Raw genomic sequence first — 12,748 nt, 5'->3', positions numbered from 1 at the left:
GTATTAAGATGACAAGAGAAGAAAAATTAAACGTAATAGAAGATTTAACTGCGCAATTAGGTAATGCTTCAACAGTTTACTTAGCAGATATTTCTGGTTTAGACGCAGCAACAACTTCTGATTTAAGAAGAGCTTGCTTTAAGGCTAATATAAAATTAGCCGTAGTTAAAAATACATTGCTTGCAAAAGCAATGAATGCATCTGAAAAAGACTTCGGGGATCTTCCAGGAGTTCTTAAAGGTAGTACTTCTTTAATGTTTGCAGAAACAGCTAATGGACCTGCAAAATTGATTAAGACTTTCAGAGCTAAAACTAAAGATAAACCATTATTAAAAGGTGCTTTTGTTGAAGAAGCAGTTTATATTGGTGATAATCAATTAGAGGCTCTAGTTAATATCAAATCTAAAGAAGAAGTTATTGGTGATATTATCATGTTACTTCAGTCTCCGGCTAAGAATGTTATTTCTGGTCTTAAGTCTGGTGGTGGTAAACTTGCTGGTATACTTAAAACTTTATCAGAGAAATAAAACGTACGCACTAAAAACAATTATATTTTAAAATTTTATTAAACGATAGAAAAATGGCAGATTTAAAAGATTTCGCAGAACAATTAGTTAACTTAACTGTAAAAGAGGTTAATGAATTAGCTAATATATTAAAAGATGAGTATGGTATTGAGCCTGCTGCTGCTGCTGTTGCAGTTGCTGCTGGTGGAGCTGCTGCTGGTGGCGAAGCTGCTGAAGAGAAAACAGAATTTGATGTTATCTTGAAAGCTGCTGGAGCATCTAAGCTTGCAGTTGTAAAATTAGTTAAAGAATTAACTGGTTTAGGTTTAAAAGAAGCTAAAGATATCGTTGATAGCGCACCAAAAGCTATTAAAGAAGGTATCTCTAAAGATGAAGCTGAAGGAATTCAAAAATCATTGGAAGAAGCAGGAGCAGAAGTTGAGCTTAAATAATATAAGCAACCATATTATTTTTGGTTTAGGTCTTTTCACTTTTGGTGGCTAGACCTAAACCTATTTATGTATGTAGCCATAAACTACATGCAATATTAAAGTAAGTATTCATAATCAAAATTTTGTCCATTGATGTTTACAAATCAGACTGAAAGAATAAATTTCGCATCCGCTAAGAATATCCCGAATTATCCGGATTTCTTGGACATTCAGGTTAAGTCATTTCAAGATTTTTTTCAACTTGAAACTAAATCTGACGAAAGGGGAGATGAAGGACTTTATAATACTTTTCAAGAAAACTTTCCTATTACAGACACAAGAAATCAGTTTGTATTAGAGTTTTTAGATTATTTTATAGATCCACCACGTTATTCAATACAAGAATGTATTGAGCGAGGTCTTACCCATAGCGTTCCGCTAAAAGCAAGGTTAAAATTATATTGTACTGATCCGGAACATGAGGATTTCGAAACTATTGTACAGGATGTTTATTTAGGAACTATTCCTTACATGACACCTAGTGGTACCTTTGTTATAAATGGTGCCGAACGTGTAGTTGTTTCACAGTTACATAGATCTCCAGGTGTATTCTTTGGACAATCATTCCATGCAAATGGAACTAAGTTATATTCTGCAAGAGTAATTCCTTTTAAAGGATCTTGGATAGAATTTGCAACAGATATCAATGGCGTTATGTACGCTTATATTGATAGAAAGAAAAAATTACCTGTTACTACACTTTTTAGAGCTATTGGTTTTGAAAGTGATAAGGATATTTTAGAAATCTTCGATCTTTCTGAAGAGGTTAAGGTTTCGGTAGCAGGACTGAAAAAAGTACTAGGACGTAAATTAGCTGCTAGAGTTTTGAATACATGGCACGAAGATTTCGTTGATGAAGATACTGGTGAGGTGGTTTCTATTGAAAGAAATGAGATTATCTTAGATCGTGATACTATTCTAGAAAAAGAGCACATTGAGCAAATAGTTGATGCTGATGTGAAAACAGTTCTTTTGCATAAAGAAAGTGCTGCTCAATCAGATTATGGTATTATTCACAATACATTACAAAAAGATCCTACAAACTCTGAAAAAGAGGCTGTAGAACACATATACCGTCAATTACGTAATGCTGAACCGCCAGATGAGGAAACAGCAAGAGGTATTATTGATAAATTATTCTTTTCTGATCAACGTTATAACTTAGGTGAAGTTGGTCGTTATAGAATGAACAAAAAATTAGGTTTAGATATTGGAATGGACAAGCAAGTCTTGACTAAAGAAGATATCATAACTATTATCAAATATTTAATTGAGCTTATTAACTCTAAGGCTGAAATTGATGATATTGATCACTTATCTAACCGCCGTGTTAGAACTGTGGGTGAGCAATTATCTCAGCAGTTTGGTGTAGGTTTAGCTCGTATGGCTAGAACTATTCGTGAGCGTATGAATGTACGTGATAACGAAGTGTTTACACCAATTGATTTGATTAATGCTAAGACATTATCTTCAGTAATTAATTCATTCTTTGGAACAAACCAATTATCTCAATTTATGGATCAAACGAATCCATTAGCCGAGATTACACACAAGAGAAGATTATCAGCTCTTGGACCAGGTGGTTTATCTAGAGAAAGAGCTGGTTTCGAAGTACGTGACGTTCACTATACACACTATGGTAGACTTTGCCCAATTGAAACTCCTGAAGGTCCAAACATTGGTCTTATTTCTTCACTTTCAGTATTCTCTAAAGTGAATTCTATGGGATTCCTTGAGACACCATACAGAAAAGTAGAAAATGGTAAAGTTGATATTGAAAACTTTAGCTACTTAAGTGCAGAAGAAGAGGAAGGAATGAAAATTGCGCAAGCAAACATTCCAATGGATGAAAAAGGAAATATTACTGCTGAGAAAGTTATTGCTAGAGAAGAGGGGGATTTCCCAGTTGTAGATCCTGCTGAAATTCATTATACTGACGTTGCGCCAAATCAAATTGCATCTATTTCTGCATCGTTAATTCCATTCTTGGAACATGATGATGCGAACCGTGCCTTGATGGGGTCAAACATGATGCGTCAGGCTGTTCCATTATTAAGACCAGAAGCACCAATTGTTGGTACTGGTTTGGAACGCCAAGTAGCTTCGGATTCTAGAGTATTGATTAATGCTGAAGGAGATGGAGTTATCCAATACGTAGATTCTCAAATCATTACTATCAAGTATGATAGAACTGATGAGGAGCGTATGGTAAGTTTTGAAGAAGATTCAAAAACTTACGAATTAGTTAAATTTAGAAAAACTAACCAAGGAACAAGCATTAATTTAAAACCTATCGTAAGAAAAGGTGATAAAGTTAAAAAAGGCCAAGTTCTTTGTGAAGGATATGCTACAGAAAATGGAGAATTAGCTTTAGGTAGAAACCTAAAAGTTGCCTTCATGCCTTGGAAAGGATATAACTTTGAGGATGCTATTGTAATTTCTGAAAAAGTTGTTCGTGAAGATATTTTTACTTCTATCCATGTAGATGAATATTCTTTGGAAGTTAGAGATACAAAATTAGGTGCTGAGGAATTAACAAACGATATACCAAACGTTTCAGAAGAGGCTACAAAAGACCTTGATGAAAATGGTATGATACGTATTGGTGCTGAAGTAAAGCCTGGTGATATTTTAATTGGTAAGATTACGCCAAAAGGAGAATCTGATCCAACTCCTGAAGAAAAATTATTACGTGCTATATTCGGTGATAAAGCTGGAGACGTAAAAGATGCATCTTTAAAAGCTTCGCCTTCATTAAGAGGTGTGGTTATCGATAAAAAATTATTCTCACGTTCTATTAAGGATAAGAGAAAACGTTCAGAAGATAAAGAAGCTATTTCTAAATTAGAGTTAGAATACGAAGTTAAATTCCAACAATTAAAAGATATCTTAGTTGAGAAGTTATTCAACTTGGTAAATGGTAAAACTTCTCAAGGAGTATTAAATGATCTTGGTGAAGAAGTACTTCCTAAAGGAAAGAAATATACCATGAAAATGCTTAATGCTGTTGATGATTTTGCTCACCTTGTAGGTGGTAGTTGGACAACAGATAAGGATACAAATACTTTAGTTGCAGATTTGTTACACAATTATAAAATTAAGCTTAATGATCTTCAAGGTAACTTAAGAAGAGATAAGTTTACTATTTCTGTGGGTGATGAATTACCAGCTGGTATTATGAAATTGGCTAAAGTTTATGTTGCTAAAAAACGTAAGCTTAAAGTAGGGGATAAAATGGCAGGACGTCACGGAAACAAGGGTATTGTTTCTAGAATTGTTCGTCATGAAGATATGCCTTTCTTAGCAGATGGAACACCAGTTGATATTGTATTAAATCCATTAGGTGTACCATCTCGTATGAACATTGGTCAAATTTATGAAACTGTTCTTGGTTGGGCAGGTCTTAAATTAGGCAAGAAATATGCAACACCAATTTTTGATGGTGCTACTCTTGATCAAATTAACGGCTTTACAGACGAAGCTGGAATACCAAGATTTGGACATACCTATCTTTACGATGGTGGAACAGGACAACGTTTTGATCAACCTGCAACAGTTGGTGTCATTTACATGTTGAAATTAGGACACATGGTAGATGATAAAATGCACGCTCGTTCTATCGGACCATACTCATTAATAACGCAACAACCTCTAGGTGGTAAAGCACAATTTGGTGGTCAGCGTTTTGGAGAGATGGAAGTTTGGGCACTTGAAGCTTACGGTGCTTCTGCTACTTTACGTGAAATATTAACAGTTAAATCTGATGATGTTGTAGGTAGAGCTAAAACGTACGAAGCAATCGTTAAAGGAGAAACAATGCCAGAACCTGGTTTACCAGAATCTTTCAATGTATTAATGCATGAACTTAAAGGATTAGGTTTAGATATTAGACTTGAAGAGTAGTAGTAATAGGTTTTTAAAGAGACACTATTTAGTAACACAAATTTAATTTATCATCACCATATTGTTATGGCTAGACAAAGAGATAATAACACAATAAAAAGGTTCGATAAAATTTCAATTGGATTGGCTTCACCAGAATCTATTTTGGCGGAATCAAGGGGAGAAGTTTTAAAGCCAGAAACTATTAACTATAGAACGCACAAACCAGAGCGTGACGGTCTTTTTTGTGAGCGTATTTTTGGTCCTGTAAAGGATTATGAATGTGCTTGTGGTAAGTACAAAAGAATTCGTTATCGTGGAATCGTTTGTGACCGTTGTGGTGTAGAGGTTACAGAAAAGAAAGTACGTAGAGATAGAGTTGGTCACATTAATTTGGTAGTACCTGTTGCTCATATCTGGTATTTCCGTTCGTTACCTAACAAAATTGGATACTTATTAGGATTACCTTCTAAGAAATTAGACATGATTATCTATTATGAGCGTTATGTTGTAATTCAACCAGGTATTGCAAAAGGTCCAGAAGGTGAAGAAATCAATAAAATGGATTTCTTAACTGAAGAAGAATACCTAAATATATTGGAATCAGTTCCAGTAGAAAATCAATATTTAGAAGATACAGACCCAAATAAGTTTATTGCTAAAATGGGTGCAGAGTGTTTAATTGATATTTTAGCTCGTATAGATTTAGATGAGCTTTCATATGAATTAAGACATAAAGCGAATACTGAAACTTCTAAGCAACGTAAAACAGAAGCTTTAAAAAGACTTCAAGTTGTTGAATCTTTAAGAGAGTCTCAAGAAAATCGAGAAAACAGACCTGAGTGGATGATTATGAAAGTAATCCCAGTTATTCCACCAGAATTACGTCCTCTAGTTCCTTTAGATGGTGGTCGTTTTGCAACATCAGATTTAAATGATCTTTACAGAAGAGTAATTATCCGTAACAACCGTCTTAAAAGATTAGTTGAGATAAAAGCTCCTGAGGTTATTCTTAGAAACGAGAAGCGTATGCTTCAAGAATCTGTAGATTCTTTATTTGATAACACAAGAAAAGCTTCTGCTGTTAAAACAGAATCAAACAGACCATTAAAGTCTCTTTCAGATTCTTTAAAAGGTAAACAAGGTCGTTTCCGTCAGAACTTACTTGGTAAGCGTGTGGATTATTCAGCACGTTCTGTAATTGTTGTTGGACCAGAATTAAAATTATTTGAATGTGGTCTTCCTAAAGATATGGCTGCTGAGCTTTACAAACCTTTTGTAATCCGTAAACTGATTGAAAGAGGTATTGTAAAAACAGTAAAGTCTGCTAAGAAGATTATAGATAAGAAAGAGCCTGTAGTTTGGGATATTCTTGAAAATGTTTTAAAAGGTCACCCTGTTTTGTTAAACCGGGCTCCTACGTTACACCGTTTGGGAATCCAAGCATTCCAACCTAAGTTAATTGAAGGTAAAGCTATTCGTTTACATCCATTAGTTTGTACTGCATTTAATGCGGATTTCGATGGAGATCAAATGGCGGTGCATTTACCATTAGGACCAGAAGCTATCTTAGAATGTCAATTGTTAATGTTGGCATCTCACAATATATTAAACCCTGCAAATGGTTCACCAATTACGGTACCATCTCAGGATATGGTCTTGGGTCTTTACTATATGACCAAAGAGCGTAAATCTACACCAGAAGTGCCTGTAAAAGGTGAGGGGTTAACTTTCTATTCTTCAGAAGAAGTTGTAATTGCTTTTAATGAAGGTATGGTTGATCTTAACGCTGGCGTAAAAGTTAGAGCAAAAGATTTCAATGAAGCAGGTGAGTTGGTTTATAAAATTATTCCAACAACTGTAGGTAGAGTTTTATTCAATAGAATGGTTCCTGAAAAAGCAGGATACATAAACGTTGTATTGAATAAAAAATCTTTAAGAGATATCATTGGTGGAATTCTTGAGGTTACAGATGTACCTACTACTGCAGATTTCTTAGATAAGATTAAAACCATGGGTTATGAGTTCGCTTTCAAAGGTGGTCTTTCATTTAGCTTAGGGGATATTATTATTCCACCAGAAAAGCATGAAATGATTGCTGATGCTAACGGACAAGTTGATGGAATTATGACCAACTATAACATGGGTCTAATTACAAATAACGAACGTTATAACCAAGTTATTGATGTTTGGACTTCTACAAATGCAATGCTAACTGAGTTGGCAATGAAACGTATTCGTGAAGACCAACAAGGATTTAACTCGGTGTATATGATGCTTGATTCTGGTGCGAGGGGTTCTAAGGAACAAATCCGTCAGTTAACAGGTATGCGTGGATTAATGGCTAAGCCTAAAAAATCTACAGCAGGTGGGGGAGAGATTATTGAAAACCCAATTCTTTCTAACTTTAAGGAAGGTCTTTCAATTCTTGAATACTTCATTTCAACACACGGTGCTCGTAAGGGTCTTGCAGATACGGCTTTAAAAACGGCGGATGCAGGTTACTTAACACGTCGTTTAGTAGATGTTTCTCAAGATGTTATTATTAATACTGAAGATTGTGGTACTTTAAGAGGTATTGAAGTTGAAGCATTAAAGAAAAATGAAGAAATTGTTGAGTCTTTAGGAGAAAGAATATTAGGTAGAGTTTCTTTACATGATGTTTATAATCCTTTAACTGAGGAGTTGATCTTAAGAGCTGGACAAGAAATATTAGAAGCTGATGTTAAAGTTGTAGAAGCGTCTCCAATTGAAAAAATTGAAGTACGTTCAGCATTAACTTGTGAGGCATCAAAAGGAATTTGTGGTAAATGCTACGGAAGAAACCTTTCAACCAATAAAATGGTACAAAGAGGTGAGGCTGTTGGTGTTGTTGCTGCACAATCAATTGGTGAGCCTGGAACTCAGTTAACATTGCGTACTTTCCACGTGGGTGGTATCGCAGGAAACATTTCTGAAGATAATAAGCTTGCTGCAAAATTTGGCGGTATTGCGGAAATTGAAGATTTAAGAACTGTTACTTCTACTGATAACGATGGTAATGCATCTGAGATTGTTATTTCTAGAACATCAGAAATTAAAGTTGTCGATGCAAAAACAGGTATTGTTTTAAGTACAAACAACATTCCTTACGGATCTCAATTATTCGTTAAGAATGGTGCTAAAGTTGCAAAAGACGAAGTAATTTGTCAGTGGGATCCATATAACGGAGTTATAGTTTCTGAATTCCCGGGTAAGATTGCTTATGAAAATATTGATCAAGGTGTTACTTACCAAGTAGAGATTGATGAACAAACTGGTTTCCAAGAGAAAGTAATTTCAGAATCTAGAAATAAGAAATTAATACCAACTTTACTTATTATGAATAGTAAAGATGAAGTATTACGTTCATATAACTTACCAGTAGGTTCGCACATTATGGTAGATAATGGCGAGAAGATAAAAGAAGGTAAAATCCTTGTTAAGATTCCACGTAAATCTGCTAAATCTGGGGATATTACAGGTGGTCTTCCAAGAGTTACCGAGTTATTTGAGGCTCGTAACCCTTCAAACCCAGCTGTTGTTTCAGAAATTGATGGTGTTGTTTCTTTCGGTAAAATCAAAAGAGGTAACAGAGAAATTATTATTGAGTCTAAATTAGGTGAGGTTAAAAAGTATTTAGTAAAACTTTCTAATCAAATATTAGTACAGGAAAACGATTATGTACGTGCTGGTATGCCACTTTCTGATGGATCAATTACTCCAGAGGATATCTTAGCAATTAAAGGTCCTTCAGCGGTACAACAATACTTAGTGAACGAAGTTCAAGAAGTATACCGTTTACAAGGAGTGAAAATTAATGATAAGCATTTTGAGGTAGTAGTACGTCAAATGATGCGTAAAGTTAGAATTCAAGATCCAGGAGATACTATCTTCTTAGAAAATCAATTAGCTCATAAAGATGATTTTATCACGGAAAATGATGAAATTTTCGGAAAGAAAGTTGTTGTTGAAGTAGGAGATTCTGATAACTTAAAAGCGGGCCAAATTATATCAGCTCGTCAGTTAAGAGATGAAAACTCTGTACTTAGAAGAAATGATAAAGCTTTAGTTGAAGCTAGAGATGCGATTGCTGCAACAGCAACGCCAATACTACAAGGTATTACTCGTGCTTCATTACAGACTAAATCATTTATTTCTGCAGCATCTTTCCAAGAGACAACTAAAGTATTAAACGAGGCGGCAGTAGCTGGTAAGGTTGATGATTTAGAAGGCTTGAAAGAAAATGTAATTGTAGGACATAAAATTCCTGCAGGTACAGGTATGAGAGATTACGATAGTATTATTGTTGGTTCTAAAGAAGAGTATGATGAAATCATGGCTCGTAAAGAGGAATTTAAATTCTAAAAAATAGTTTTTAATGAGTGATCAAAACCAAAAACAAATTAATATAGAATTGGATGAAAAAACTGCTGAAGGAATTTATTCTAATTTGGCAATTATAAATCATTCTGTATCAGAATTTGTAGTTGATTTTATTAGTATGATGCCGGGAGCTCCGAAAGCGAAGGTGAAGAGTAGAATAGTTCTTACTCCTCAGCACGCTAAAAAGTTTTTAAAAGCATTAAATGATAATGTCAGCAGGTTTGAAAAAGCACATGGAACTATCAAGGATTACGAACAAACTCCAATCCCAATAAATTTTGGGCCTACAGGAGAAGCATAAACAAAAAATCCCGTGATGAAAATCACGGGATTTTTTTTATACTTTAAAAATTTAGGTAATTACTCGAATTCAGAAGTGAATTTCAGTATAACACTTGGGTATTTTTGTTGGGTCATTTGTAAAGAGAATTGTGAGTCGGCAAGAAAAACTAACTGACCTGTTTTGTCTTTAGCCAAAAATTTCTGTTTAACCCTCTTGAATTCTTTAAATTCATCATTTTTAGGGTCTTTGGGTGCTACCCAGCAGGCTTTATATACTGGAAAGTTTTCATAGGTGCATTTTGCTCCATATTCATGTTCAAGACGATACTGAATAACCTCGTATTGTAAAGCGCCTACGGTTCCAATTACTTTTCTTCCATTCATTTCTAAAGTAAACAACTGAGCAACCCCTTCATCCATTAATTGATCAATTCCTTTGAATAATTGTTTCGATTTTAATGGGTCTGCGTTGTTAATATATCTAAAATGTTCTGGAGAAAAACTTGGAATTCCTTTGTAATGAAGTATTTCACCTTCAGTTAGTGTATCTCCAATTTTAAAGTTGCCAGTGTCATGAAGGCCCACAATATCTCCTGGATAAGAGATGTCTACAATTTCTTTCTTCTCAGCAAAAAATGCATTCGGACTTGAGAATTTCATAGACTTGTTGTGACGTACATGCAAGTATGGTGTATTGCGTTCAAAAGTTCCAGAAACTATTTTTATAAATGCTAAACGATCACGATGTTTTGGATCCATGTTCGCATGTATTTTAAAAACAAAACCAGTGAATTCTTTTTCATTAGCATTTACAAGTCTTTCTTCAGCTTTTTTAGGTCTTGGTGTTGGAGCTATATCAATAAAGCAATCTAATAACTCGCGCACACCAAAATTGTTTAGTGCTGAACCAAAAAATACCGGTTGTAACTTTCCTTCTAAATATTCGTTTCTATCAAATTCTGGATACACTCCATGAACTAGCTCAAGATTGTCTCGTAAATCTTTTGCAGCTTTTGTGCCGATGATTTTTTCTAATTCAGGACCTTCAATATTGTCAAACGCGATTACATCTTCAATATTCTTTTTGCTATCCCCACTAAATAGATTTATATTTTTTTCATATATATTATAGATTCCTTTAAAATCGTATCCCATTCCTATGGGAAAACTTAAGGGAGTAACAGAAAGACCTAATTTTTGTTCTACTTCATCTAATAAATCAAAGGCATCTTTACCTTCTCTATCCATCTTATTAATAAAGACAATCATTGGAATGTTCCGCATTCGACAAACTTCAACAAGTTTTTCGGTTTGTTCCTCAACACCTTTGGCAACATCAATAACCACAATTACACTGTCTACTGCTGTAAGTGTTCTAAAGGTGTCCTCAGCAAAATCTTTATGACCAGGTGTATCTAGTATGTTTATTTTTTTGTCTTTGTATATGAAAGCTAAAACGGATGTGGCTACAGATATTCCACGTTGACGTTCAATTTCCATGAAGTCACTTGTTGCGCCTTTCTTAATTTTATTATTTTTTACGGCTCCTGCTTCTTGAATAGCGCCACCAAATAAAAGTAATTTTTCAGTTAAAGTTGTTTTTCCGGCATCTGGGTGCGAAATAATACCAAAAGTTCTCCTTCTTTGAATTTCCTTTTCAAAACTCATATTATAATTTTTGCAAAAATAGGATAAAATAAATTGTACTTCTTTTATAAAATTTAAAAAATGTTTATCGCCATTTTCACCAATTAAATTTTTACAATTTGCTGATTATGAGGAAAGAATTTATTTCTTTTCTCGCTATTTATCTTAGTATTTGGCGCGATGGTATTTTTGTGCTAATCTTTTTGCTCCGATAATCCGTATCTATATTCGGTTCAAGTAAAATTTGATTGTGCTGTTCATCGAATTTATATGATTTTGGCAGATTAATAATCTATTCCATTAACATTTAATTTAGTGAATATAATTTTAAGCTATATCTTGCACTATATTTTAAAAGTTTTGAAGACCCCATCTTCTTACTAAATATTTTATCCTACAGCCATGGTGATTAGTTAATAAAAATGCTAACGCGTATGGATATTTTTACTTTTAATGAATACAAGTCGAGTTCCAAAATTAAAGTTTCATTTGGTCTTTTGATTTTATTTTTCCTGTTCACTTCATTTTCGAATAAAGCTGATACGGTAGATTTTTCATTTTCTTTTTACTATACTGATACAGATGGTGATAAAGTTCCAAATTCTAAAGATATAGATGATGATGGAGATGGAATAATTGATACCAATGAAGGGTATCATGCAACTGCTCCCAGAGATACTGATAAAGACGGAATTCCTGATTATTTAGATATTGATTCTGATAATGATGGAATTTTAGATAATGTAGAAGCGCAAACCTCTACGGGTTATATTGCACCAAGCGGTAAAGATGTTGATGGTAATGGTTTAGACGATGCTTATGAAGTATCACCAGGGAGTTGTGGAGGATTAATGCCTATCGATACCGATAATGATGGTAAACCAGATTATTTAGATATTGATTCTGATAATGATGGAATATTGGATAACGTTGAGAGTCAAGGAGACAGTAATTATATTCACCCATGTACATTTGATAATAATGGAAACGGACTTGATGACGCCTATGAAAATGGTTCTACTATTGGAATAACTCCTGTTGATACCGACGGAGATACTAAACCTGATTTTAGAGATCTGGATTCTGATAATGATGGTATTTTAGATAATGTTGAGGCACAAACTACAAGCGAATTTAAAGCGCCTTGTGGTATGGATAGTGATGGTAATGGTCTTGATGATCATTATGAGACAACTCCTGGTTCTGGTGAAGGAATAACACCAGTTGATACAGATGGTGATCAAACTCCTGATTTTAGAGATTTAGATTCTGACAATGATAGTTGTTCTGATACTATGGAGGCAGGCTTTATTGATGCTTTTTTAGTTGAAAATAGAGATGGTAGATTAGGAAGCTTAGTTCCACCTACTGTTAACTCAATGGGAAAAGTTGTTTCAGGCGAAAACGGTCAAGGTTATACTGCACCTTTGGATTCAAATTCTAATGGAATACTTGATTTTCGTGAAGCTTCCAACAAAAACGCTTGTGACAATACTATTGAAATAGTTGATGATACAGCTACAACAGAAGAGAACA

Annotated in this window: 6 protein-coding genes and 1 pseudogene; 6 read left to right on the top strand and 1 reads right to left on the bottom strand. The window is 34.3% G+C overall.

Annotated elements, in window-relative coordinates:
- Window positions 1-8 precede the first annotated feature (8 nt).
- From rplJ to B8963_RS00045, 5 genes are all read left to right on the top strand, one after another.
- A complete protein-coding gene (gene rplJ / locus B8963_RS00065; protein ID WP_084059274.1) occupies window positions 9-527 on the top strand; it encodes a 50S ribosomal protein L10 in 519 nt (172 codons plus the stop codon).
- A 53-nt stretch (window positions 528-580) separates the two neighbouring features.
- Window positions 581-958, top strand: a complete 378-nt coding sequence (rplL, locus tag B8963_RS00060; protein WP_084059273.1) for a 50S ribosomal protein L7/L12 — start codon at window positions 581-583, stop codon at window positions 956-958.
- Between the two features lie 132 nt (window positions 959-1,090).
- Window positions 1,091-4,900: a DNA-directed RNA polymerase subunit beta gene (rpoB, locus tag B8963_RS00055; protein ID WP_084059272.1), complete on the top strand. Its 3,810-nt coding sequence runs from the start codon at window positions 1,091-1,093 to the stop codon at window positions 4,898-4,900.
- A gap of 66 nt (window positions 4,901-4,966) precedes the next feature.
- Window positions 4,967-9,265, top strand: coding sequence for a DNA-directed RNA polymerase subunit beta' (rpoC, locus tag B8963_RS00050; protein ID WP_084059271.1), 4,299 nt, complete (start codon window positions 4,967-4,969; stop codon window positions 9,263-9,265).
- A gap of 13 nt (window positions 9,266-9,278) precedes the next feature.
- Window positions 9,279-9,584: a DUF3467 domain-containing protein gene (locus B8963_RS00045; RefSeq protein WP_084059270.1), complete on the top strand. Its 306-nt coding sequence runs from the start codon at window positions 9,279-9,281 to the stop codon at window positions 9,582-9,584.
- 59 nt (window positions 9,585-9,643) lie between these two features.
- Here B8963_RS00045 and B8963_RS00040 read toward each other — a convergent pair whose 3' ends face one another.
- Window positions 9,644-11,233: a peptide chain release factor 3 gene (locus B8963_RS00040; protein ID WP_084059269.1), complete on the bottom strand. Its 1,590-nt coding sequence runs from the start codon at window positions 11,231-11,233 to the stop codon at window positions 9,644-9,646.
- A gap of 413 nt (window positions 11,234-11,646) precedes the next feature.
- On the opposite strand from B8963_RS00040, the pseudogene B8963_RS15895 reads away from it, so the two are divergent.
- Window positions 11,647-12,748: pseudogene (locus tag B8963_RS15895) on the top strand (hypothetical protein); the annotation flags it as partial.

Origin of the sequence: Cellulophaga tyrosinoxydans (assembly GCF_900176415.1) — a bacterium.
Taxonomy (GTDB): domain Bacteria; phylum Bacteroidota; class Bacteroidia; order Flavobacteriales; family Flavobacteriaceae; genus Cellulophaga; species Cellulophaga tyrosinoxydans.
Note: the sequence above shows the minus strand (reverse complement) of the source record. Positions and strands in the feature narration are given on the sequence as shown.

Bases quoted from the DNA above. Each gene is read 5' to 3' on its own strand.
- B8963_RS00040 (WP_084059269.1), bottom strand. From the start codon at position 11,233: ATGAGTTTTGAAAAGGAAATTCAAAGAAGGAGAACTTTTGGTATTATT.
- rpoB (WP_084059272.1), top strand. From the start codon at position 1,091: ATGTTTACAAATCAGACTGAAAGAATAAATTTCGCATCCGCTAAGAAT.
- rplL (WP_084059273.1), top strand. From the start codon at position 581: ATGGCAGATTTAAAAGATTTCGCAGAACAATTAGTTAACTTAACTGTA.
- rplJ (WP_084059274.1), top strand. From the start codon at position 9: ATGACAAGAGAAGAAAAATTAAACGTAATAGAAGATTTAACTGCGCAA.
- B8963_RS00045 (WP_084059270.1), top strand. From the start codon at position 9,279: ATGAGTGATCAAAACCAAAAACAAATTAATATAGAATTGGATGAAAAA.
- rpoC (WP_084059271.1), top strand. From the start codon at position 4,967: ATGGCTAGACAAAGAGATAATAACACAATAAAAAGGTTCGATAAAATT.